At 73.3% G+C, this 24,908-nt stretch carries 12 protein-coding genes and 1 pseudogene; 8 read left to right on the forward strand and 5 right to left on the reverse strand.

What is annotated here, in order from left to right; translation table 11 throughout:
- Nucleotides 1-16: 16 nt before the first annotated feature.
- The gene (locus tag ITX44_RS06525; protein ID WP_205356070.1) at nucleotides 17-1,033 is read left to right on the forward strand and encodes a LacI family DNA-binding transcriptional regulator; all 1,017 of its coding nucleotides are present in this window, start codon (nucleotides 17-19) and stop codon (nucleotides 1,031-1,033) included.
- Nucleotides 1,034-1,106: 73 nt separating this feature from the next.
- Here ITX44_RS06525 and ITX44_RS06530 read toward each other — a convergent pair whose 3' ends face one another.
- Nucleotides 1,107-3,341 (reverse strand): glutaminase family protein, encoded by a 2,235-nt coding sequence (locus ITX44_RS06530; RefSeq protein WP_205356071.1) that lies wholly within the window; start codon nucleotides 3,339-3,341, stop codon nucleotides 1,107-1,109.
- Between the two features lie 575 nt (nucleotides 3,342-3,916).
- On the opposite strand from ITX44_RS06530, the gene ITX44_RS06535 reads away from it, so the two are divergent.
- The 6 genes and pseudogenes from ITX44_RS06535 to ITX44_RS06560 all read left to right on the forward strand — a co-directional run bounded on the left by ITX44_RS06535 (nucleotide 3,917) and on the right by ITX44_RS06560 (nucleotide 11,124).
- A complete protein-coding gene (locus ITX44_RS06535; RefSeq protein WP_236060151.1) occupies nucleotides 3,917-5,035 on the forward strand; it encodes an ABC transporter substrate-binding protein in 1,119 nt (372 codons plus the stop codon).
- A 105-nt stretch (nucleotides 5,036-5,140) separates the two neighbouring features.
- Nucleotides 5,141-6,868 carry a sugar ABC transporter ATP-binding protein gene (locus ITX44_RS06540; protein ID WP_307795127.1) on the forward strand — a complete coding sequence of 576 codons (1,728 nt, stop codon included), beginning with the start codon at nucleotides 5,141-5,143 and terminating at the stop codon, nucleotides 6,866-6,868.
- Nucleotides 6,865-7,830 (forward strand): ABC transporter permease, encoded by a 966-nt coding sequence (locus ITX44_RS06545; protein ID WP_205356073.1) that lies wholly within the window; start codon nucleotides 6,865-6,867, stop codon nucleotides 7,828-7,830. Before ITX44_RS06540 ends, ITX44_RS06545 begins: the two co-directional genes overlap by 4 nt.
- Nucleotides 7,827-8,831, forward strand: coding sequence for an ABC transporter permease (locus tag ITX44_RS06550; protein ID WP_205356074.1), 1,005 nt, complete (start codon nucleotides 7,827-7,829; stop codon nucleotides 8,829-8,831). The genes ITX44_RS06545 and ITX44_RS06550 overlap by 4 nt, the downstream gene beginning before the upstream one ends.
- A 39-nt stretch (nucleotides 8,832-8,870) precedes the next feature.
- A pseudogene (locus ITX44_RS06555) lies at nucleotides 8,871-9,920 on the forward strand (LacI family DNA-binding transcriptional regulator); the annotation flags it as partial.
- Nucleotides 9,921-10,038: 118 nt separating this feature from the next.
- Nucleotides 10,039-11,124, forward strand: a complete 1,086-nt coding sequence (locus ITX44_RS06560; protein WP_205356075.1) for an aldose epimerase family protein — start codon at nucleotides 10,039-10,041, stop codon at nucleotides 11,122-11,124.
- A 101-nt stretch (nucleotides 11,125-11,225) separates the two neighbouring features.
- On the opposite strand, the gene ITX44_RS42560 is transcribed toward ITX44_RS06560, so the two are convergent.
- From ITX44_RS42560 to ITX44_RS06580, 4 genes are all read right to left on the reverse strand, one after another.
- Nucleotides 11,226-14,366, reverse strand: coding sequence for an MGH1-like glycoside hydrolase domain-containing protein (locus ITX44_RS42560; protein WP_205356076.1), 3,141 nt, complete (start codon nucleotides 14,364-14,366; stop codon nucleotides 11,226-11,228).
- Between the two features lie 192 nt (nucleotides 14,367-14,558).
- The gene (locus ITX44_RS06570) at nucleotides 14,559-15,098 is read right to left on the reverse strand and encodes a nitroreductase family protein (RefSeq protein ID WP_205356077.1); all 540 of its coding nucleotides are present in this window, start codon (nucleotides 15,096-15,098) and stop codon (nucleotides 14,559-14,561) included.
- Between the two features lie 207 nt (nucleotides 15,099-15,305).
- Nucleotides 15,306-19,217, reverse strand: coding sequence for a tetratricopeptide repeat protein (locus ITX44_RS06575; protein ID WP_205356078.1), 3,912 nt, complete (start codon nucleotides 19,215-19,217; stop codon nucleotides 15,306-15,308).
- Nucleotides 19,218-19,626: 409 nt separating this feature from the next.
- Nucleotides 19,627-20,049, reverse strand: coding sequence for a hypothetical protein (locus ITX44_RS06580; RefSeq protein ID WP_205356079.1), 423 nt, complete (start codon nucleotides 20,047-20,049; stop codon nucleotides 19,627-19,629).
- Nucleotides 20,050-20,261: 212 nt separating this feature from the next.
- Here ITX44_RS06580 and ITX44_RS06585 point away from each other — a divergent pair, with 212 nt between their 5' ends.
- Nucleotides 20,262-24,893 carry a cation-translocating P-type ATPase gene (locus tag ITX44_RS06585; RefSeq protein ID WP_307795128.1) on the forward strand — a complete coding sequence of 1,544 codons (4,632 nt, stop codon included), beginning with the start codon at nucleotides 20,262-20,264 and terminating at the stop codon, nucleotides 24,891-24,893.
- The last annotated feature ends 15 nt before the right edge of the window (nucleotides 24,894-24,908 follow it).

Genomic DNA, 24,908 nt, shown 5'->3' on the forward strand with positions numbered 1-24,908 from the left:
CGAGGGAAGGAACTCCATGGGCGCCAGCCTCAAAGACGTCGCGCAACTGGCCGGCGTGTCCGTCAAGACCGTGTCGAACGTGGTCAACAACTATCCGCACGTCACACCGGGGATGCGCGAACGCGTCCAGCGGGCGATCGACGAGCTGGGCTACCGGCCGAATCTGACGGCGCGTCATCTGCGCAAGGGTCGGACCGGGATCATCGCGCTGGCCGTGCCCGAACTGGGAAACCCGTACTTCGCCGAACTCGCCGGCGCGGTGATCGACGCGGCGGCACGCCACGACTACACGGTGCTCCTCGACCACACCGCGGGCCAGCGCGAACGCGAGGTCCTGGTCACCCAGGGCTTCCGGGCGCACGTCATCGACGGGCTGATCCTGAGCCCGATCGAGCTGGAGACCTCCGATCTGCTCGGCCGTCGCGACGACGCGCCGCTGGTGCTGCTGGGCGAGCGGGAGTACGAGGCGCCCTACGACCAGATCGCCATCGACAACGTGGCGGCGGCACGTACCGCGGTACGGCACCTCAGCGGCCTCGGCCGGCGGCGGATCGCCTTCATCGGGGCCCGCCGCGAGATGGCCCGGCGCCCGGCCCACCTGCGGCTGCGCGGCTGGCGCGAGGAGCTGACCGCGGCCGGCCTGCCCTGCGACGAGTCCTTGGTGGCGGCGACCGACGGGTACGGGCGCTGGGACGGGGCCGCGGCGATGAACGCGCTGCTGGACCGCGGCGAGCGCCCCGACGCGGTGTTCGCGTACAACGACCTGATGGCGCTCGGCGCGATGCGGGCGCTGGTGGAGCGCGGGGTGCGGGTGCCGCAGGACGTGTCCGTGGTCGGCTTCGACGATGTGGAGGAGGGCCGGTTCTCCACCGTCGCCCTGACCACGGTGGCACCGGACAAGCAGGCGATCGCCCGCCTGGCGGTGGAGCGGGTGGTGGCCCGGCTGACCGGTGACCGGCAGGTCGAAGCCGAGCGGATCCAGCCCGGCTACACCCTGGTCGCCCGCGAGTCCACCGCCGCGCCGGGCGCCTGACGGCCGGACGGAGCCCGCCCGCCTCCTTCCCGGAGACGGGCGGGCTCCGTGGCGTGCCCGCGGAACCCGGCCGCTACTTGCCGAGGCTCAGCAGCGCGAAGATGCCGCCCACCACGGGACGGGCCTGGAAACCGCTCTGGGTGCCCGACACCGTGTCGTACCAGTCGGAGAACGGCACCCGGGTCGGCGTCGCCGTCGCGAAGTCGTACAGCGTGTCGATCAGCACCTGGCTGACCGCGTGCCCGCGCAGCCACGCCGCGGTCCACATCTCCCAGTCGCCCTTGGTGTACGAGTGGCGCGGGTCGAGCGGTATGCCGTACTGGTTGACCTGCGTCAGGTACCAGTCGGCCTCCTCCTGCGCCACCTCGGCGGGCACGAGGCCGAGCCCGAGCAGTGCGTCCGGGTAGCCGTTGTACTTCAGGCTCCATGTGCCCGGCTGGTCGTAGGCGAGCTTGAGGTGGTCCGGCGTGGTGTCCTGCGCCTTGGCCACCCACTGGCCGATGTAGTCCTTGGCGGTGGCGCGGTAGCGGGTGGCGTCGGCCGCGTTGCCCACGGCGGTCGCGACCTGGGCCATCGCGCCGATCGCGAGGATGCCCTTGAGCGCCAGGTTGGCGCTGTGCGCGATGAACCCGGTGAAGTCGTCCGTCTGGTTCTGGTAGCCCGGGTCGAGCGCGTTGGCCACCAGGTAGTCGCTCCACTGCCGCAGGATCGCGTAGTGGTCGGTGGCGAACGCCTTCGCCGTCGCCGCGTCGGTCCGGGCGAGGTAGGCCGCGGTCATCAGGAGCATGTTGGCCGACTCCTCGACCGGCATGTCTTCCTCGTTGCCGTCGTTGTGGCCGCTGGCGTTGGGGTAGCTGGAACCCAGGTCGTGCTCGGCGAACTCCTTGGGCCAGCCGCCGTTCTCGGGGTAGTCCAGCAGCGGTTCGAGCAGCAGCCGCAGGTACTCGGGGTCGGTGTAGAGGAAGACCGGGATCGTCGGGTAGGTGACGTCCACCGAGGAGACGTTGCCGTCGGAGGAGATCTCCTTCAGGAACGCCCACGGCTTCCCGTTGCGGCTGACGAGTTCCGTGGCGCCGTACGCCTGCCGCAGCGACAGGGCGCACAGCGCCGCGTACTTGGCACCGCCGGCCGCCGTGGCGTCGCGCTGGATGCGGCGGTCGAGGGAGTCCGTGCGGGACCGCGCACCGTCCGCGTCGGCGTGGAAGTACCCCACCATGTCCTGCCAGGAGGACCAGTACGACTTCCACAGCGGCGGGAGCTGCGCGCCCAGGTAGCTCACCGCGGGCTCGCGGACGTGGCCGACCGACAGTGCCGCGGTGCGCGGTGCGTTGCGCACGCTGCCCAGGTCGAAGTGGAAGGCGAACACCGGCCAGCGGTCGTTGATCGCCCGCGGCTGCGCGGTGTCGACGGTGTTGCCGAGCTTGCCGTTCGACAGTGCCGCGGGACGCACGTCGGTGTCAGCGCCGATCTGCCAGGTCAGCCCGTCCTGGTTGGCGGCGCTCCACACCACCGTGCCCCAGGAGGCGGTGTCGCCGTTCTCGCTGAGCACCTGCGGGCTGGCCGGAGTGAAGGACAACGATGTCAGGCTGGGGCCCGCGCCGGAGGCCGGCACCTGCTCCTGCGCCCACTGGATCTTCGTGCCGGAGTTGCCGTGCGCCCACTCGCCCGAGATGTCGAAGTACAGGGCGACGTCGTGCGCCTTGCCGTCGAGCGAGCGCACCTCGGCGAAGAGGTACGACAGCGGCATCGACTGGCGGCGCAGGTCGCCCGGCTCGACCGGGGACAGGAACGTCAGGGTCAGCCGCACCCCGCCGCCCTCCAGTTCGAACCGCGAACGCGTCGCGGTCAGTGTGAGCGACCGCTGCACCAGCCCGCGCGACAGCGGGTGGTTCGGCACGCCCGGGGCGCCGAGGAACAGGTAGTTCTGGCCGTCGATGACGGCGATGCCGGTCATGGCGGTGACGCGGCCGGTCCAGAAGCTCGGCCAGTGCCCGGCCGGCACGTCGGCCGTCATCCAGGTGCTCAGGTACGGGGAGCGGACCGCGAGCGGGACGGCCGGCGGCCGCAGCGGGTCGAAGGCCGGGAGGGCGGGGCTGCCGGACGCGGACGTGGCGGGGGCCGACCCCGCCGCCGTCGACGGCTCGGCCTGCGCGCCGGTGACCACGCCGGGCAGCAGCGCCACCCCGGCCGCGCCCAGGCCCACCGCACCGGATCTGGCGAGCAGTCCTCGGCGGCTCACGCCCGGGGCTGCGCTTCGGGGCTCACCGCCGTCACCGGGAGCGGCGGGCGAGTTGACGGTTTCGGACATGCGGATTCCTCCTGGAACGAACCTGCGACGTACATGGCCGGCCGGCCCGTGGGCCGGCGGGTGCCGTCGCGGGGACGGCTCTGGGTGCTTGCCCGGGCGGTGGCGGTGAGGGGGCCGGACGCGACGAGGCGGCCGCGCGGGGCCCGGGGGCTCGCGATCGGTGGGAGGAAGGCGTCGAGCGCGGCTCCCGACGGACGCCGCGGCGGCTCTCGCGTGCCTTCAAGTAATAACGTTGGAAAGCACCGGCATGACAGCACGCTCCGCGGCGGGTTGTCCACCCCCACGGCGCGTACTTTCCGGTTTGTCGCTTCCGAAGGTACGTCAAAGCGCCCTGGACGGCCGGATGGAAGCGGCATTCACCTGTGACTTTCCGTTCCGCCCCCGCGCGTTGCCCAGCCGATGCGCCACGGAGCCGATTTCCGGGTCCCGGACAGAAATCCTTGCACGGACGCTTGACAGTGTGAGGACGCTGGGCTCAGGGTCTCTACAACGTTGGAAAGAGCGGGAGTTCAGCGACTGCTCCCCGCACCCTCAACCGTCCCTCCCTTCACCGCCTCCGAGGATGTGATCGGCGCATGATCGCCATCCCACGCGCCAAGGCCGTAGCAGCCGCGATGATCACGGCCGGCTTGTGCCTCACCGCCGCCGCCTGCACCAACTCCGGGAACGACTCGTCGAGTTCGTCGCCGTCCAGCAGCGCCGCGGACAACACCGCCGCGGCCCAGCAGGTGGCCACGCCCACCGACAGCGCCGCCGCCGCGGGCTGCACGTACCAGAAGTACGGCGGTGGGGTCGCCAAGCTGGACATCACCGACGGGAAGACCGTCGTCGGCTTCTCCCAGTCCGAGTCGACCAGCAACCCCTTCCGCGCCACCGAGACCAAGAGCATCGAGAACGAGGCCAAGCGACTGGGCGTCAAGCTCATCGAGCGCAACGCCAACGCCGACGTCAACGCCCAGAACTCGCAGATCCAGGACATGATCGCGCAGGGCGCCAAGGTCCTCGTCGTGGCTCCGGAGAACTCCGACGGCCTCGGACCGGCCCTGGCCCAGGCCAAGGCCAAGAAGATCCCGGTGCTCACCATCGACCGCACGGTCACCGGCACCGCCTGCACCGACTTCATCGCCTTCATCGGCTCGAACTTCTACGGCCAGGCCCAGATCGCCGCCGACGACCTCAACACCGCCACCGGCGGCAACGCGCACGTCGCGATCCTCACCGGCACGCCCGGCAACAACGTCACCACCGACCGGACCAAGGGCTTCCAGGACCAGGTCAAGGCGAAGTATCCGAACATCAAGATCGTCGCCTCGCAGACCGGTAACTTCGCCCAGACCGACGGCCAGAAGGTGATGGAGCAGTTGCTCCAGGCGCACTCCGACATCAACGCGGTCTACGCCGAGAACGACGAGATGGCGCTCGGCGCGATCCAGGCGATCCGCTCGGCCGGCAAGACGCCGGGCAAGGACGTCAAGATCGTGTCCATCGACGGCATCCAGCAGATGGTCCAGAACGTCGCCTCCGGCTTGGCCGTCGCCGACATCGAGACCAACCCGCGGTTCGGCCCGCTCGCCTTCCAGTCGCTGCAGAACTTCTACGGCACCTCCGGCGTGCAGGACAAGGTGATCATCAAGGACGGTCACTTCACCACGGACAACGCCAAGCAGGCCCTGTCGCAGGGTCTCGTGTACTGACCGTCGCGCCGGCTGATGCGGCCGGGCCGGAGGGTCCCCACCCGTCCCTCCGGTCCGGGGCCGGCCCCGGGCTGCCTGCCGGCAGCCCCGTACGAGGAGGCAGACGTGGTCCAGCAGGACCTCGACCCCCGCAGTGACTCCGTGCTGGAGGTCTCGGGGGTGCACAAGAGCTTCGCGGGCGTGCACGCGCTGCGCGACGTCGGCTTCGCGCTGCGGCCCGCCGAGGTGCACGCGCTGATCGGCGAGAACGGCGCGGGCAAGTCCACCCTGATCAAGGTGATGACCGGGGTCTACCGCCCCGACCGGGGCACGGTCCGCCTGGACGGCCGCGACCGCGACTTCCGCAACCCCCTGGAGGCCCAGGCGGCCGGGATCTCCACCATCTACCAGGAAGTCAACCTGGTCCCGCTGATGTCGGTGGCCCGCAACCTGTACCTCGGCCGTGAGCCGCGGCGGTTCGGCCTGGTCGACGTGGGCCGGATGAACCGCCAGGCCACGCAGACCCTCGGCCGCTACGGCGTCGACGTCGACGTCACGCGGCCGCTGCGCACCCTGGGCCTGGGCGCGCAGCAGATGGTCGCGCTCGCCCGCGCGGTCCAGGTCGACGCCCGCGTGGTCATCATGGACGAGCCCACCTCGTCCCTGGAGCCGCGCGAGGTCGAGACCCTCTTCTCGGTGATCCGCCGGCTGAAGGAGCAGGGCATCGCGGTCGTCTACGTCAGCCACCGGCTCGACGAGCTGTACGCGATCTGCGACCGCGTCACCGTGATGCGCGACGGCGCCGTCGTGCACACCGGGGACATCGCCGACCTGGAGCGGCTGCGGCTGATCTCCCTGATGCTCGGCCGGGAGATGTCCACCGTCCGCGACAAGGGCACCACCGCCTTCGACGCAGGCGGGCACGAGCGGCGCACCGAGCGGCCGGTGCTGTCGGCGCAGAACCTGACCGTACGTCACCGCATCCGCGACGTGTCGCTCGACATCCACGCCGGCGAGGTCGTCGGCCTCGGCGGCCTGCTCGGGGCCGGCCGCAGCGAGACCGCCAAGGCGATCGTGGGGGCGCTCGGCACCGAGTCCGGCAGCGTCGAGATCGAGGGCCGGCCGATGCGCCGCCGCAGCCCCGCCGCCTCGATCCGGGCCGGGGTGGTCATGCTGGCCGAGGACCGCAAGGCCGAGGGCATCATCCCCAACCTGTCGGTGCGCGAGAACATCTCACTCGCCGCGCTGCCCCGCCTGTCCCGGGCCGGCCTGGTCAACCGGGCCAAGCAGGACGAGGTGGTCCGCTTCTTCATGGAGCGGCTGCGGATCAAGGCGTCCGGGCCGGACCAGAAGGTCAGCGACCTGTCCGGCGGCAACCAGCAGAAGGTGCTGCTGGCCCGCTGGATGTGCCTGAACCCCAAGGTGCTGCTGCTCGACGAGCCGACCCGCGGCATCGACGTCGGCGCCAAGGCCGAGGTGCAGGCGATCATCGACGAACTCGCCCGCGACGGGCTCGGCGTGCTGCTCATCTCCTCGGACCTGGAGGAGCTGATCGAGGGCTCGGACCGGGTGGTCGTCCTGAAGGACGGCCATGTGGTGGGCGATCTCGTCGGACAGGACGTCAGCGAGGAGGGTCTGCTCGACGCCTTCGCCACCGCGCCGGCCGTCTCGCCCGACGCGCCCGCTCCTGACCCGGACGCCGACCCGGACGCCGCGTCGGAGACCGCTTCGGACAGCGCCGCCAGCACGTCCGCCGCCCCCGGCACACCCGACTCACCCGACGACCCCGCCGGGACGCCGCAGGCCCCCGCGCAGGACCCGGCCGCCGCGCCCGTGAAGGAGAACCACGCATGACCTCCCTCACCTGGACCGGACCCGCGCTCGACCGCGCGCGGCTCCGCCGCCTGCTCCAGGAGTACGGCGTCTACGCGGCGCTCGCCGTGCTGTTCGCCGTGGCGGTCGGCCTGGACACCAACTTCGTCGAGATGAGCAACATCCGCGTCCAGCTCTACCAGGTCGCGCCCACCCTGCTGGTCGCCCTCGGCATGGCCCTGGTCATCGGCACCGAGGGCATCGACCTGTCGGTCGGCGCGGTGATCGCGCTCGCCGCCTCGGTGGTGCCGCTCTATCTCGGCTACGGCCTGCTCCCCGCACTGCTCGTGTCGCTGCTGCTGGGCGCGGCCTCCGGCGCGGTCGGCGGCGCGATGGTCGCCTTCGCCCGGATCCAGCCCATCGTCGCCACGCTCTCCCTGATGATCGGCGTGCGCGGCCTGGCCGAGCTCATCAACGGCAACTCCGCCAAGCCCGTCACCGAGTCCGCCATCCTCGACCTGGGCTCCCGCAGCCTCGTGGGCATCCCCGAGATGGCCTGGATCGCCGCCGTCTGCGCGCTGCTGACCGGCTTTCTGGTACGGCGCACCACCTTCGGCCGGCAGCTCGTCGCCATCGGCGACAACCGCCAGGCCAGCCGGCTGTCCGGGCTGCCGGTCCGCCGCGTGCTGGTCACCGTGTACGTCATCTCCGGGGTCCTGTCGGCGCTCGCCGGGCTGCTCATCGTCGGCCACGGCGCCGAGGCCGACCCGGCCAACCAGGGCCTGAACATGGAACTGAACGCGATCACCGCGGTGGTGGTCGGCGGCACCCCGCTCACCGGCGGCCGGGTCCGCGTCCTCGGCACCGTCGCGGGCGCGCTGTTCATGCAGCTCATCACCGCCGTACTGACGCAGCACAACGTGCACACCTCGTACACCCAGATCGTGGAGGCGGCCATCATCTGCTTCGCCGTCTACGCCTCCCAGGAGCGTGGTACCCGATGACCTCCACCGTGCTGCCGCCGCCGGCGACCGCGAAGACCCGTGCCCCGCGCGCCACCCTCGGCGAGCGGATCGCCTCCCAGTTGCAGCGCCGCGGCGCGCTGGCCGTGCTGGTCCTGGTGTGCGCCATCGCCTCGGCCACCTCCTCGACCTTCCCCACCTGGTCCAACATCAGCAGCATCCTGGGCAACAACGCCTTCGTCTGGCTGCTCGCGCTCGGCATGACCTTCGTCATCATCACCGGCGGCATCGACCTGTCGGTGGGCTCGATGTACGCGCTCGGCGGGGTGCTCGGCGCCTACGGTTCGACGCACGGCACATGGCTCGCCGTGCTGCTGCCGCTCGCCGTCGGCGCCGCCTGGGGAACCGTGCAGGGTTTGCTGGTCGCCAAGGCCGGGATGGCACCGTTCATCGTCACCCTCGTCGGCCTGCTGGGCCTGCGCGGACTGCTCCAGGCCGTCACCAACGAGGGCGCCACCACCTATCTGGTGCCGGCCCACTCGGCGTTCCGCAACTTCGGCTCGGGTGTGTGGACCCCGGTGCTGATCACCGCCGCGTTCTTCGTGCTCGGCGCGGTGCTGCTCACCCGTACCGGCTTCGGTCACACCCTGACCGCGATGGGCGGCAACGAGCACGCGGCCACCCTCCTCGGCCTGCCCGTCGTCCGCGCCAAAGTGCTCGTCTACCTGCTGTCCGGGACGCTGGCGGCCGCCGCCGGCGCGCTGGGCGGCGCCCGGCTCGGCTCGGGCGTGACCACCATCGGCGTCGGCTACGAACTCACCGCCATCGCCTCCGTCGTCATCGGCGGCACCCTGCTGACCGGCGGCAGCGGATCGATCGGCGGCACCGCCAGCGGCGTGCTGCTGCTCGCGGTGATCCACAACCTGATCGACCACTACTTCTCGCAGTACGGCTCCGCCTTCACCGACACCGTCAACGGCGGCTTCCTCGCCGCCGTGGTGCTGCTGCAGACCCTGCTCAGCCGCACCCAGCAACTCGAATGACCGCCGTCCGGGCCCGCGCCGCAGAAGGGAGGAGCCGCCGTGGGGGCCAGCCTCAAGGACGTGGCGTCGCGCGCCGGCGTCTCGCTCAGGACGGCGTCCAAGGTCGTCAACGGCAGCCCGCACCTGCGCCCGGCCACCCGTGAGCGGGTGCTGCGGGCGGTCGCCGAACTCGGCTACCGGCCCAACCAGACGGCGCGCCACCTGCGCCACGGGCGTACCGGGCTGATCACCATGGCGATCCCCGACCTGGCCCGGCCGCACTTCGCCGAACTGGCCGACGCGGTGATCGCGACCGCGGCCCGGTACGACCGCACGGTGCTGGTGGAGCAGACCGGCGGCTCGTTCGAGCGGGAGCTCATGGTGTGCGAGGGCACCGGCTCGTACCCGGCCGACGGGCTGATCCTCAGCCCGGCCGGGCTCGGCGAGGCCGACCTGCTGGCCCGCTCCGGCACGGTGCCGCTGGTGCTGCTCGGCGAGGCCGGCTTCCGCGTGCCCTACGACCGGGTCGCCATCGACGACTTCGCCGCCGCGCGGACCGCGGTCCGGCACCTGACCTCGCTGGGCCGCCGCCGGGTGGCCTTCATCGGGGCCCGCCCGGACCGCGGCCGGCGGCAGGCCCATCTGCGGCTGCGCGGCTGGCGGCTGGAAGTGGCCGCGGCCGGCGGCGAACCGCGCAACTCCCTGGTGGTGGCCACCGACGGGCACGGCCGCCAGGACGGCATGGACGCGATGACCCGGCTGCTGGCCGGCCCGGGCCACGGCGGGCGCCCGCCGGTGGACGCGGTGTTCGCCTACAACGACCAGATGGCGCTGGGCGCGATGCGCGTGCTGGCCCAGCGCGGCCTGCGCGTGCCCGAGGACGTCGCCGTCGTCGGCTTCGACGACACCGACGAGGGCCGGTACGCCGCGATCTCCCTGACCACGGTCGCGCCCGACACCTCCGCGATCGCCCGGCTCGCGGTCACCCGGCTGCTGGACCGGATCGACCGGGACCCGGAGTCGCCGCCGCCCGCCCCGCGCCGCATCACGCCCGGCCACACCCTCGTCGTACGCGAGTCGACGAGGGGCCGGGCGGGCCCCGGGCGCCCGGCACGGCCGGCCCCCGGACGCGCCCCGCCCGCCGGGCGCCCGTACCCCGGCCAGCGCCGCCCTCCCCACACCCAGCCGACTGCTCCCGGCGGCAGTCGCCCGTCGTCCGAGGAACCGAATGACTCGCCCATCCCTGGTCCGCTCCGCCTTCGGCGTCACGTCCGGCGGCGCTCCCGTGGACCGCTGGACGCTCGACTCCGGCACCGGCGTCCGCGCCGAAGTGCTCACCTACGGCGCGATCCTGCACAGCCTGCGAGTGCCGGCCCCCGGCGGCGAGGAGGACTGCGTCGTCCTCAACCTGCCGTCGGTCGGCGAATACGAAGCGCACAGCGCGTTCTTCGGCGCCGTGATCGGCCGCTACGCCAACCGGATCGCGGCCGGCCGGTTCACCCTGGACGGCACCCCGTACCGGGTGCCGGTCAACGACCGCGGCCACGCGCTGCACGGCGGCCCCGAGGGCTTCGACCGGCATGTGTGGCAGGCGGCATCCGGACACCTGGACGACAGGGGCGTGCGCCTCCGGCTGACCCTGCACAGCCCGGACGGCGACATGGGCTTCCCCGGCGCCCTGGACGCCTCGGTGACCTACACCCTCGACCGCCAGGGCACCCTGCGGCTGGACTACGCCGCGCGCACCGACCGCACCACCGTGGTCAACCTGACCCACCACGCCTACTTCAACCTCGCCGGCGCGGGCGTGGGCGACGTGCTCGGCCATACGCTGGCCCTGGACGCCCCGTCCTACCTGCCGGTCGACCCGGCCGGTATCCCGCTCGGCGCGCCGGAGCCCACCGCCGGCACCCCTTTCGACTTCGCCGAGCCGCACCTGATCGGCGAGCACATCGACGACGCCCACCCCCAGGTGCGCGCGGCCGGCGGCTACGACCACTGCTGGGTGCTCGGCCCGGGCCCGCAGGACGGCACTTTGCGCCGCGCCGCCCGGCTGGCCGACCCGCGCGGCGGCCGCCGTCTGGAGGTGTGGACCACCGAGCCGGGCATCCAGGTCTACAGCGGCAACACCTTGGACGGCACCCTCAGCGGAGCCGACGGCAAGCCGTACGAACGCCACGGCGCGGTCTGCCTGGAGACCCAGCACTTCCCCGACTCCCCGAACCGCCCCGACTACCCCTCCACCGTCCTGACCCCGGCCGACGCCTTCCACAGCACCACCGAATTCCGCTTCCCGCACCTGAACGGCCGGTAGCGGATCCGCCGAGGCCGAAACAGCCGGACACCGAGACAGCCGCATAACCAAGCAGCCGGGGCGCCGTCACGACGGCGCCCCGGCTGCTTGCTTGCACGGGCTCAGGCGGTGGGCAGGGCCGCGACATCCGCGGCGCTCAGCGCCCGGTTCCAGACCTGCACCTGGTCGATCGCGCCGGGCCAGTAGTCGGCGTTGTGGCTGCCGGAAAAGGCGCGGCCGATGGCGAGCGGACCGGGGGCCGCGTCACCGGAGGGCTGGTGCCACACGGTGGACTGCGCGACACCGTCGACGTACAGGGTGTACGAGCCGGCGTCGGCGTCGTGGACGCCGGTGAGCCGGTACCACTTGCCGGTGACCGGCGGCTGGTCGGACAGCGCGCGGCCCTCGGCGGTGGAGAACGCGAACCGGTTGTCGGCCAGCGAGTACTGGAGGTAGAAGCCGCTGCTGACCGGGCCGTCCTGGCTGACCGCGGTGGCCCAGGAGCCGGTGCTGTCCAGCTTCACCCAGGTGCTGACCGTGAAGTTGCCCGTGGTGTCGAGCACCGGCCCGGCCGTCTGCCCGTACTGCGAGCGGCCGTCGAGTTGCAGGGCGGTGCCGGACACGCCGGGCACCCATGCGGGAGCGCCGGTCAGGGCCGCGTCGTGCCCGCCCGCCGGGTCGTGCGCCACGGCGCCGGTGCCCTCGTCCAGGCTCCATACCCCGACCGGGTCGTGCTGTCCGGGCGGGTACGCGGTGTGCAGGTTCTGCAGCCGGTGCGTCGTCTCGACCGGGCCGCCCGGCTGCTGGTACGTCGCGGTGGCCAGCAGCCCGGCGGCGGTGCCCGGCGCGGCGTCGGCGGGAGCGGCGACCGTGTAGTGCCACACCGCCGAGGAGCCCGGCCGGACCACCGACGGCTGGGCGCCGACCGGTTGCGCGGTCCAGCCGGCCGGCAGGCCGAGCGCGACCGAGGCGGAGTCCAGCGGCCGCTTGGCCGTGTTGTGCACGGTCACGTCGACCGGCGTCGCCGTGCCCACGCTGATCAGGCCGTTGGCGTCGGTCGGCCCCACGGCGACCGTCGCGTCCGTACTGGACGGACCCCACGCCTCGAACTCCGTCACGCCGACGAACGCCCCCGGCGGGTTGGTGAACAGCAGCCGGACCCGGGTGGTGGTGAGGGTGGGGAAGGTGACACGGTTCAGGCCGTCGCCGGCCGGCTGCTGGGGCGTGCGGACCTGATCCGGCACGTCCTGCCAGGCCGAGCTGTCCCAGTACTGCACCCGGTACGCCGCGGCCGGCCGTACGCCGCCCCCGTCGTCGTAGCCGTACCAGCGGATGTCGCCGACCGGGGTCGGCGCGCCGAAGTCGACGCCGTAGTAGTCCTGGGCGTTGGGGGAGGAGTAGTTGGTCCAGCGGGTGTCCTCGGGCACCTGGTTGTACCAGACCTTGCCGTCCAGGGCGTTCCAGGGGTTGTCGTTGGGCCAGGTGTACGAGGTGATGGGCTTGGGGTAGCCCTGGCGCAGCGGGTTGGCGGCGTCGTTCACCAGGTGCGCGGCGGGCGCGGTGGCCGCCTGGGCCTGCACGGCACCGACGCCGATGGTGGTGTCGCGCAGCGTCGGCGAGGAGTGCGCGAGCCGGCCGTCGACGTAGATCCGCAGGCCGGCGCCCTGGTGGTAGTGGCTGCCGTCGCGGTCCCACAGCACGGTCACGTTGTGGCCGTGGTAGGGCACGTTCTCGGCCGCGAAGTGGTCCCAGGAGTCCGGGACCAGCGGCTGGACGCGCAGCGAACCGCCGGACTGCGGGCGCAGGCCGATCAGCCCGGACAGCACCAGGTCGTTGTAGGTCGAGTGGTTGTAGTCCTCGCTGTGGTTGTACCCGTCGTAGATCCAGCGGTTGCTGTCCGGGTCGTGGGCCTCGGCCACGTACGGCTGGCCGTTCCGCATCTGCGTCTTGGCGTACGTGGCCAGTGCGGCGGCGTAGTCGTCCTTGCCGATGGTGGTCTGCGCCGGGCTGTCGTCCAGCAGATCGGCCAGCCCGGTCAGCGTCTGCGAGGTGGCGTAGGGCCAGCTCGGCCCGTCCCAGCGGCAGCAGCCGGACGCCTCGTGCATGAACCAGGGGCTGCGGCGCTCGGCGGTGGTGGGGCCGTAGGCGCCGGCGAAGCCCTGCGGGTCCAGCAGCTGGGACCACGCGTCGGTGTCACCGGACCCGGCCGCGCCGAACATCCAGGGCAGGTAGCCGATCTCCTCGCGGGTGTCGGACAGCTTGTGGCCGGGATTGTTGTCGCGCGCCATCGTGTAGTAGAAGTGGCGGCTCGGGTCCCACAGCCACTTCTGCATCCCGGCCTTCAACTGAGCGGCCCGGCCCGCGTATTCGGTGGCCAGGGCGGTGTCGCCCGCCGACGCCGCGATCTCGCTGATCGCCATGGCGTCGCCGTACTGGTAGGAGTTGAGCGTCGGCCGGTAGCCGGCGCCGCCGTGGTACGGATCGCTGGACGCGTACGAGGACGCGGAGAACTCCATGGCGTCCCATACCGGGACCGACCAGTACAGGCCGAGGCTCGCGTCGAACTGCTTGTCCCAGCCGCGGTACTGGCGCACCAGCGCGGGCAGCAGCGCCCGCAGCCGGCTGAAGTCGCCGGTCACCTGGGCCTGTTCGTACGCCGCGGTGGCCAGCCACACGCTGTACTCGTGCGCCCAGTCCGAGGTGTCGGCGTTGACGTCGTCGGTCGCGGGCTTGGCGCCCGCGCCGGGGCCGGTCAGCCAGAAGCGGATGTAGTCGTCGTCGTAGGACTGGTCACGTACCCACCGGCCCTCGGTGATCTGGTGCCCGGCGGCGGCGTTGATCGCCTGGTAGGGCGCCGCGTAGCCGCAGCAGTCGAGGAACTCGGTGGAGATCCAGCCGTCGGCCGGGTCGGTGTAGCGCAGGTGCTCCTTGTACGTGCGCCAGCGGTAGTAGTAGACGCTCTGCATCGTGGCGTCCGGCAGGTCCACGAACGGGATGTTCGCCTCGTACCACTGCGGGTCGTCCATCCCCGACAGGTACGAGGCGTCGTCCAGGAAATGCGTCCCGGGGCCCACTTCCGGGTAGGGCGCGGCCGGGTCGGTCCCGGCCGGCGCGGCAACTCCCGCCGCGCCGGCCTGCTGCGCGGTCCCGCTCAGCAGTAGCGCGACGACGGCGGCCAGCGCCGCGAAGCAGGCGGTCAGCCGGCGCTGTGCCGGCGGTGCGGATCTGCGTCTGCTCGGTCCCCTGATGATGTGCTGACGCACAGTGGATCGCCTCCGTCGTATGCGGCTTGTACAACGATGGAAATCTGGCCCCGCTCACAGGTTCGCGTCAACCCCGCGGAGGCCACGGGTTTTTCCGCTGCTCCGGGGGTGGCGGCCGATTGCGAGGAGGAGTGGGTGCGTCAGGAGGCGAGATCTTTCCATCGTTATAAGAACTGGAGGCGCCTCGTGCGGCTAGCGGGTGGGGTCGTCCTTGCCCTGCCAGCGGCCGAAGTGGACGACCTCGTCGAACGGACGCCGCTTCGGCGTGACGATCGGCCGCAGCGGCCGGTCGGCGGGGTGGCCGACCCCGAGCAGATAGGAGACGACATGCGTCTGCGGTACGCCGAGGATCGCCCGCGCCTTGTCCTGATCGCCCACCAGCGAGTGCCCGGTGCCGATGCCGAGGTCGGTCGCCGCCAGCATCATCGCGTACGTCGCCTGGCCGAGGTCGAACTGGTCGAGCAGCACGGCCTGTTCGTCCCGGGGCTGGGGGAGGACGAGCGCGATGGAGGCGGCCGCGGCGGCGATGTACTGGCCGCCCTGCCAGATGGCGCCCAGATCGGCCAGTTGCCGGCGGTCGGTGACCAGGACGAAGTCCCAGTGCTGGCGGTTCCCCCCGGACGGGGCCCGCCGGCCGGCCTCCAGGATCTGCCGCAGGTGTTCGTCGGACACCGCGTCCGGCCGGTATCTGCGGACGTTGCGGCGGGCCCGGATCGCGTCCCAGGTCTCCATTGGTCGCTTCCCTTCCTCGGTGGCGGTCACGTGCTCGGTTCCAAGCCGGCAACCGCCCCCGGTGTTCCCCCGGTTGCCGTTCCGGCGGACACCGGGAACCGGTCGAAGGGTAGCCGTGCCTCGTGCCGTGCGGCGGCACTCGGCAGGTCAGCGCGTGTCCGCGCGGCCGCGCCCGGCGGACCGGCCGGGCAGGGCACGGGTGCGTCGCTACAGGGAGTCGCGCAGGTGCTGGGCCTCCTCCAATCGCGCCGCGTACGCACCGGGGTCGCTCTGGGCGAGCTGGCCGTAGAGGTCGACGGCTTGCTGTGCGGCGGTGCGCGCCTCGGGGCGGCGGCCGGCCTGGACCAGCAGCCGGGCCAGTTGGAAGGCGGCGTTGGCCAGCTCGGGCTGATAGGTGGCGGGGTCGGTCCGGGCGAGGCGTGCGTAGACGTCGCGTGCCTCGCCCTGGGCGTCCGCCGCCGCCGACGCCTGTCCGGCGGCCGACAGCCGTAGCGCCAGGTTCCACAGCGACCAGGCGAGCTCGGGGTCCTGGGCCAGCCGGCGGTAGAGGTCGACCCCGGCCTGGCCCGCCGTGACGGCGTCGGCGTACCGGCCGGCCTGAGTGAGGTAGGCCCCGAGGAAGACGTCGGCCTTTGCCTGCTGGGGCTGGTAGGTGGCCGCATCGGTCTGGGCCAGGTGGGCGTAGATGTCCCGTGCCTCGCGCTGCGCGTCCACCGCGCCGCCCGCGTCGGCGGCCGCCGAGCACCGGAACGCCAGGTTCGTCAGCGCCCAGGCCAGCCCCGGCCGGTCCCCGAGACCGCGGTAGAGGGTGACGCCTTCCCGGGTCACCGTCAGTGCCTCCGGCGTCAGACCGGCGTTCTGCGCGTAGTTGCCGAGGAACACCGAGCTGGAGGCCAGAGCGGTGGTGTACGAGCCGTCCGCGTCGGCCAGCTTGCGGTACCCGTCGCGTGCCTGCCGGGCCACCGTGACGGCCTCGGCGGCGCGCCCGGCCTCGGCCAGCCGGTTGGCCCGGATCCCGCACGCCTGCGCGAACCGGGCAAGGCCCGGGTAGTCCTCGGGCGCCGGCCGGTACGTCGGGTCCGCCCAGGGCCGGATCATGCTCGGCCCGCCGGCCAGCGGCCTGGAGTAGAACTTGCCGTTCGACGGGCGCCACACGGCCGGCTCGGCCTTCCCGTCGCCGTCGTAGTCGGCGGGCACCGGGAAGTCCCCCGCCTGCCCGAACGGCACGATCACCGAGCCGCCGGACGACAGCGGTACCGTCCACATGCCGTCCTCGGGAGACCATTGCGCCGTGACGGGATGCCCGGTTCCCTCGAAGTCGGCCTGGACGGCCATGGGAGCCGCCGCGGGGCCGGAAGGGCTGCCGGTGTCGTAGACGAAGGTGAACAGCGACACCTTCAGCGCGCTCAGCCCGGCCAGGCCGAGGCCGGCTCGCTTCGCGTCGTCCGGATCGATGGTGATCTGCCAGGTCGTCGCGGGGCTGCGGCCCCAGAAGGAGGGCCGGCTGCCCTCCCGGTGGCCCGGCTCGGAGGCGTCGAGGGTGGCGTCGACGATGGTGCGCCGGGCCGGGGCGGTGAGGCTGACGTGGCTGCCGTCGCGCAACCGGTTGACGGCCGCGCCGCCGTGCCGGACGAACACCGGGATGTGCTGGGCGTTGCCGGTGGCACCGACCAGACCGATGTGCACTCCGTCGGTCTTCAACTCCTTGAGTACGGTGGGGAAGTCGGCCAGCGTCACGTCGAACTCGGCGGTGCCGGTGGCGCGCAGGGAGTCCAGGACCGCGGGGCTGGTGACGGTCAGCCGCAGGTTGTAGTCGTCGAGATGGTTCTGGTATTCGTCGTAGGCCGCGCGCAGCGCGATGAGTTCCGGCATCCGGGACCAGGTGGTCAGGTACGCGTTGAGCAGCGGGATGATCCGGCTGTCGTCGCCTCGGGCCAGCGGCTGGTAGGCGTTCTCGACGTCGTCCGGGGGCAGATGGCCGATGTCGAAGCTGAAGCGGGGGGCGTTGCCGCTGAACGTCCACAGGTCCAAGGCCCGGTTGGCGTAGAAGGCGTAGGTGATCAGCACGTCCATGTAGACCTGGGTCTGGGCGATCACCATGCGCGCGATCGCGCTGAGCCTGGCGATGTCGGCGTCCCAGCCCGCCTGGAGATTGCGCAGGTCGGCGAGGTCCTGCTGGTTCAGGGCGATCTTCGCCTGCGTCTCGGCCGCGAGCATGTTCTTCTGTCCGAGGTCGAGCTTGGCCAGGTCGAGGTCGGCCAGGAGTTCCATCTGCCGCAGCACCAGCTGTTTGTGCAGGGCGGCGGTCTCCGGGCTCACCTCGGCGATACGCAGCTGGCCGATGGTCCTCCCCAGGTCGGCGAAGTCCTTGGCCACCCCGAGGAGGTCCTTGAGATCGCCGAGCTTGTCCTTCTTGTCGTCCTTGGGTTTCGGGTTCTGCGGGTCGCTCCAGTCCATCCACTCCACGAGGTACGCGCCCTCGAAGGTGCCGGTGTTCAGGTCGAACTTCTCCACCGCCTCCGCCCGGGCGATCGTCAGCCGCGCGGCGGCGGCGTAACGGGAAGCGGCATCGAGGTCGGCAGAGGACGCCTGGACGGCGGCGTCCGGTACGGCGACAGGGCTCGACGCGGTGGGAGTGTCCAGGGCAGCGGGGGCGCCGGAGGCCGACAAGGCGCCCTGAGCGGTTCCCGGGGCCGATACGGCGGCGACGGCGAAGACGCCCGCGAAGGCCAGCAGACCGGCCACGGCCTTGGCGGCGGCGGCCACCGTGGAGACGACCTGCTCGATCGGGAAATCCAGCCGCTCCTCGTCCATCTGCTCGAGCACGGCGTCGATCGCCGCCTGGTTGACGACGACCCGGCGCTGGGCTTCGGCCCGCCGTGCCGTGGCTTCCTCCACGGCCAGCGCGGCGGCCGTCTTCTCGATGTCCAGCACCGAGCCCAGGCCGACGAGATGGCCGATGTCCGTCTGCAGCCGCTGGTTCTTCTGCCCGGTGTCCTCCGCCCGGAGCAGCAGGCTCAGACCGTTGTCGAAAAGGCTCTTGACGATGGTGTCGTAATCGGTGACGACCTTTTCGAACTGCGGGAAGTCCGGCACCAGATCCAGGTCGTAGGGCTGCCCGACCGGGGTGAGGTTCCCGGCGACATAGCGGGACAGCTCCGCTGCCTGCGCCTGATCCGCCGCCAGGGTCAGGGCTCGCCCGAACTCGTACCCGGCGACGGCCCGGTGGCCGCTCTTGCCGGGATCGCCCGGCGCGTAACCGCGGAAGTGGTACTCGCCCACCCGGGTGCGGTAGTCCGCCCAGATCCGGGCGTTGTCCCCCAGCCGATCCAGGACCAGCGCCCACCAGTCGCCGTCCGCGTGCCCCGTCAGTTGCGGGAGGACCGAGGGGCCAGGGGCGCCGGGTGAGCCGACAGGTCCCTGCGGACCGGGGTCGCCGATCCCGTTGTTGCCCCCGCCGCCCTGTCCGCCCGCGCCCCCGGCCCCGGCGGTCCCTGGATCGCCGCCGCTGCCGTCCGCGTTCAGACCCGACTGGGTGATGAACTCGGCCACGATCGCCGCTCCGGGCCCGCCGGTGCTGCCGTGTCCTCCCGGACCTCCGGGGCCGCCGTTGCCCGGATCCGTACCGTCGATGTCCGGCTTGTTGGGCTTGTGCCCTTCGAGGCCGGCCCCGCCCCGGCCGCCCGAGCCGCCGGTGCCGCCCCGGCCGCCCCGTGCGATCAGCCGCAGATCGCTGACCTGGGCCGCCAGCAGCGTGATCGGTGACCCGGCACGGCCGGGCCCGGCCTCTCCGCCCGGGCCGCCGGGCCCGCCGTCCCGGCCCTCCGGTCCGTGCCCGCCCTTTCCCCCGGCGGTACCGGTGCCCCCGTAAGCGCCCTGCTGCCCAGAGGTGTCGATCGCGCCGCCCTGGCCCCGGTAGGTCTCGGCCACGAAAAGCAGCGGGTAGTCCGCAAGGGCCAGCACATACCCCTGGTCATGGGTGATCTCACGGGCGACCACGGCCAGCAACGAACCGGCCGGCAGCGCGTGGAAGGTGATCTCGGCCTTGATCTCGTTGAGCAGTTGGTCGTTCACCTGAATGGTGTCCCTGACGTACAGCCACTTCACGGGCAACGCCATGATGTGTTCCCCCCTCGCCTGGTCGCGTCCGGTCAGGACGCCGGCCCCACGAACCGTCGACCGTCCTCGTCGGCCGTACGGATTCGACCGTCATCCCGTGACCTCCCCAGGCAGCCGAAATGACGTACGGAACACGACCGTAGCCATCCGATGGGACACGTGACGGCCCCTCCGTGCCGCTGTCGCCCCGACGAGTGAAGCAACCTGTCGTGGTTCCTTCGCATGTTCAGAGGTGGCACACAACTTCGGTGGCCCGGAGGGGACTTGGCCGGGCGGGCATGGGGAGATCCGCCCGCGGGACGAAGGAGGGGTGCGCTGCCCCGTAGTGCAAAGCCGTCCGGCCGGAAGGTGGACCAGGCCACGGAGGACTTCTGCCCGGACAACACACGCGCCCCCTTGGCCCGGGCCGTCAGCGGTTGCCGTCCTCCTCGGGCCGGGGTTCCAGGGGGCCACCGCGGCGCAGGACGGCGTAACCGATGCCGATCCCGACCGCCACCGGCCATTCGAGGACGCCCGCGACACCGAGGGCCCCCAGGCCCGCGTACAGCGGGAGGCCGCCCTTGGCGGGCAGGACGCGGCGCGCGGTGGCGACGGGCAGGGCCACGGCCTTCTTCGCGGTGTCGGCCGCGCGGTCCACCGGAATGGTGACGGTGATGTCATGGGCGTGCTCGGCGCCGTCCGCGGCGCGTTCGCGGGTGGTCGTGCTGCCCGTGGCCCGCCTGCGCCCGGCCTCGGACGCGGGGCGCGTGGCCTTCCGGGCGCGGGTGCCCCTCGCGGCCTCGGCTGCCGTCCGGCCCTGCCCGCTGCGGGTGCGCTTGGTGGGGGTCGTCATGCCGGATCCTTCCTATAGCCGATCACGATGAAGAGTCATGCCCTATTAAGTCGCATTATTCCGCTATGTGCCTATGCGTGCCATGTGCACGTCCGGGTACTGCCGCCCCGGCGGCGGGTACGCCTCGTACCCGCCGCCGGGGCGGCGACGACCTGGTGCAAGCGGAGTTCGAACGGGCTTCGAGCGGAGTCCGTGGGCGAAGGGAGACGGCTGTGCTGCCTTGGAGTGGGCTCGCGCCCTCGATGGCCGGTCTGGTGGCGGGACCGATCGGCGTACTGGGCAGCGCGGCGCGGGATGCCGCCGAACGGGTGGAACACGGCAGCCGTGCCCTGCTCGGCGCGGTGGGCGGCATGCCCGCCGACCTCGTGGAAGCGGTCGCCTCCCTGGCCGACGCCGGACCGCGCCGCGGCCGCCGCCGGGTGTGGGCGCACCGGGGACGCGCCCACATCGAGGTGCGCGGCCTGACCGGCCACGGCGATCGGCACGAACGGCTCAGCGGCGCGCTGACCGCCGCGGTCCGCGCGATGGACGGAGTGCACTGGGCCGAGGTCAACGCCGTGCTCGGCCAGGTCGTGGTGGACCTGGACGAGCAGCAGGTGGACGCCGACGACCTGCTCGACCTGGTCGAGGAGATCGAGCGGGAACAGGGCACCGACGACGAGGACTTCCCCGGCCTGCGCCCGCCGCTTCCCTCCGACACCGCGCCGGCCGCCCTGGCCAAGGCCGTCCTGCTCGCCGACGTCGCCGGACTCGGGGTCGCAGCCGTCCGCCGTGTCGTACCGCTGCGGGTCCTCCCGGTGGCCCTGCGCGTCCCTGCGGTGGTCGCCGAGACCCAGCCCCGGGTGCGCCGCGCCTTGGAGAAGCGGCTCGGCAAACAGCACACCGACGTCGTCCTCGCCGTCTCCAGCGCGGCGGCGCACGCGCTCACCGACGGCGTGGCCGCCATCGCCCTGGACGGGGCGCAGCGGGTGTGGCAACTCGCCGAGATCCGCTCCCGCCAGCAGGTGTGGGCCAGACGGGAACACGAACTGGTCCGCGGCGGGAAGGGCCTGCACCCGCGGATCGCCGAGCGGCTGCCCCGCCCGGCGCCGCTCCCGCCCGGGCCGGTCGAGATCTGCGCCGACCGTACGTCACTGGCCGGGCTGGCCGGCGCCGGCGGCCTGCTGGTCTGGACGGGTGATCCCGGGCGCTCCGCGCGGGCCCTGCTGGCGACCGTGCCCAAGGCCGCCGGGATGGGCCGTGAGGCGTTCAGCGCGTGGCTGGGCCGCGACCTGGCCCGCCTGGGCGTGGTGCCCATGAACGGCAACGCCCTGCGGGTGCTCGACCGGGTGACCACCGTGGTGATCGACTCGGCCGCGCTGTGCGCCGCCAGCCCGCGCCTGCTGTCGGCCGTGGCCGGCGACGACCTGGACGAGGCCGGCGTGTGGAGTGCCGCCCAGTCCGTGCTGTCCGGCCGGCCGGCCGCCGAGCTGGCCGGCGCCGGCCCCTGGAGCGGCAACGGATGGCGGCTGCGGCGGGTCCGCGGCAGCCGGCCCGGGCGGCCCGGCGCCGCGCTGCGCGACGGTCTGCCGCTGGAACTCCTCGGCCCGGACGGCGGGAAACGCGGCGAGGTGGTGGTGACCTACGACCTCGACCCGCTCGCCGAGGCCGTCATGGCCGCGGCCCGGTCCGCGGCCGGACGCCTGATCCTCACCGGGCACGCCGCGGTCCGCGAGCTGCTGCCGTGGGCGGACCGGGTGCTGGACGGCGCGGCGTCCCTGACCTCCGAGGTACGGGCACTGCAGGCGGACGGCGAAGTCGTCCTGCTGGTCAGCGCGCACGCCGACCACGCCCTGGCTGCCGCCGACCTCGGCGTCGGCGTGCTGACCCGGGCGGGTACGGCCGAACGGGTGTGCTGGTCGGCCGATCTGGTCTGCGGCCCCGGGCTGGCCGAGGTCTGGCGCGTCCTGACCGCCACCGGCGAGGCCCGCCACGTCAGCCGCAGGTCCGCGCACCTGTCGGTGGGCGGCTCGGTGCTGGGCGCGCTGCTCGCCGCCACCGGCTCGGACGCCCGCCGCGGCGTGGCCGGACTGACCACGTCACCGGTGCACGGGGCCGCCCTGCTGGCCCAGGCCGGCGGGGTCGGCACCGCGCGGCGCCTGGCCCGTCGTACGCCACCGCCGCCGCGGGTGCGCGGCGCCTGGCACGCCCTCGGCGCCCGCGAGACCCTCGCCGTCCTGCACACCGTCAGCGGGCGGCCGGCCACCGCAGCGGCCGCGCCCACGCCGGACCCGGCCGTGGCCCGGGCCCGGCGGCTGCTCGTCGACGGCGCGCAGTACGCCGCCCGCGTCACCGGTACCGGCCCGGCGGTCCGGGCCGGCGTCCAACTGGCAGGTGCCGTACGCGAGGAACTGCGCGACCCGCTCACCCCCGTCCTCGCCCTGGGCGCCGCCGCGTCGGCCGCCGTGGGCTCCACCGTCGACTCGGCCCTGGTCGGCGGGGTGATGGCCGGCAACGCGCTGATCAGTGGCGCCCAGCGGTTGCGCGCGCAACGGGCGCTGTCGGGGCTGCTGCTGGCCGAACGCGTCTCGGCGCGCCGGCTGCGCTGGGAGCCGCCGCAAGGGCCGGTCACCGGGGACCGGAGCCGGTTCTTCGCCGGGCTCGCGCGGGCCGGCACCGACACGGTCGCCGCGGACGACCTGCGGGTGGGCGACGTCATCGCGCTCGGCCCCGCCGACATCGTGCCCGCCGACGCCCGGCTGCTGGTCGCCGACCGGCTGGAGGTCGACGAGGCGAGCCTGACCGGGGAGCCCACGCCGGTGGCGAAGGACCCCGCCGCCGCCCCGGGCGCGGAACTGGCCGAACGCACCTGCATGGTCTACCAGGGCTGCACCGTGCTCTCGGGCACCGGCTACGCCGTGGTGGTGGCCACCGGGGCGCACACCGAGGCGGGCCGGGCCGCCGAACTCGCCGGCGCCGCCGGGGTCCCGACCGGTCTGGAGGGCCATCTGGCCGAGCTGACCCGGGTGGCGCTGCCGGCCGTCGGCGTCGGCGGCGCCGCCGTGACCATGTTCGGGCTGCTGCGCGGCACACCGGTGCGCCAGGCCCTGGCCTCCGGCGTGGCGGTCGCCGTGGCCGCCGTGCCCGAGGGGCTGCCCCTGGTGGCCACCGTGGCCCAGTCCGCCGCCGCCCGCCGGCTGTCCCGGCACGGCGTCCTGACCCGCTCCGCCCGGGTCCTGGAAGCACTGGGCCGGGTGGACGTCGTCGCCTACGACAAGACGGGCACGCTCACCGAGGGACGGCTGGCCGTGACCCGCGCGGCCTCCTGCGAGCACGAGGTCGACCTGGCCGGCCCGGGCGGCCTGATCCTGCTGCGCACCGCGGCCCGGGCCTGCCCCCGGCCCGGGACCGGCGGACGGCTCGCCCACGCCACCGACCAGGCCGTGGTGGACGCGGCGGCGGCCCACTGCCCGCCCGACGACGCCTGGCGGGTGACCGCGGAACTCCCCTTCGAGGCCAGCCGCGGCTTCTCCGCCACCGCGGGCACCGACGCGGGCCGCCCCGGCCTCGCAGTCAAGGGCGCCCCCGAGACGGTCCTCGCCCGCTGCTCGGCCGTGGTCGGTGATCCCGGCGCCGCCGCCGTACCCCTGGACGCGGGCCGCAGACGCGCCGCCCAGGACGTCGTCCGCAGGCTGGCCGACGACGGACTGCGGGTGCTCGCGGTGGCCCAGGCGTCACCGGGCCGGGCCGCGACGGAACCGGACCTGCGTCCGGAAGGGATCGACGGCCTGACCCTGCTCGGCTTCCTGGCCATCTCCGACCCCGCGCGGCCCGGCGCGGCCGAGACGGTCAAGCGCCTGTCCCACGCCGGGGTGCGGATCGCGATGATCACCGGCGACCACCCGGCCACCGCCGCCGCCGTGGCCCGTGACCTGGGGATCCAGGTGGCCGGAGTGGTGACGGGGGCGGAGCTGGACGCGCTGGCGGAACCGGACCGGATCGCCAGGACCGCGGCGAGCGCGGTGTTCGCCCGGATGTCCCCCGAGCACAAGGTCCGGGTCGTCCACGACCTCCAGCGGGCCGGACACGTGGTCGCGATGGCCGGCGACGGGGTGAACGACGCGGCGGCGATCCGTATGGCCGACGTGGGCATCGGCCTGTCGGCGTACGGCTCCGGGGCGGCCCGGGCCGCCGCGGACCTCGTCCTGACCGATCCCGCCCCCGACCGTCTCCTGTACGCGCTGGTCGAGGGCCGCACCCTGTGGCGCAGTGTCCGCGACGCCGTCGGCATCCTGGTCGGCGGCAACGCGGGTGAGGTCGCCTTCACCGTCCTGGGCACCGCGCTCTCCGGCCGCGCCCCGCTGAGCACGCGTCAGCTCCTGCTGGTCAACCTGCTCACCGACATGCTGCCCGCCCTGGCCGTCGCCGTGGCGCCCGCGCGCCCGTCCACGGCCGGCGCCGACCCGCTGGCCGGGGGTCCCGCGCCCGGGCTGCTCGGCCCGGACCTGGCCAGGGTGCTGGCCGTGCGCGGCGGGGCCACCACGCTGGGCGCCGCCGGGGCCTGGCAGATCGGCCGGATGACCGGCCGGGGCAAGCGGGCCGACACGATGGGCCTGGCCGCGCTCGTGGGCACCCAGCTCGGGCAGACGCTCATCACCGACTGGCACAGCCCGCTGGTGCTGTCCACGGCCGGGATCTCCACCGCCGTGCTCGTCGCGGTCGTGCAGACGCCCGGGGTCAGCCAGTTCTTCGGCTGCACCCCGCTGGGCCCGGTCGCCTGGGCGGCGGTCACCGGCTGCTCCGCGACGGCCACCGTGGCCGCCGCGCTCGCGCCCCGCGTGGCCACGGCTCTCCGCTCGGAATGAGTACGGACCGGGCGC

This window comes from Actinacidiphila acididurans (assembly GCF_016918855.1).
Taxonomy (GTDB): Bacteria; Actinomycetota; Actinomycetes; order Streptomycetales; family Streptomycetaceae; genus Actinacidiphila; species Actinacidiphila acididurans.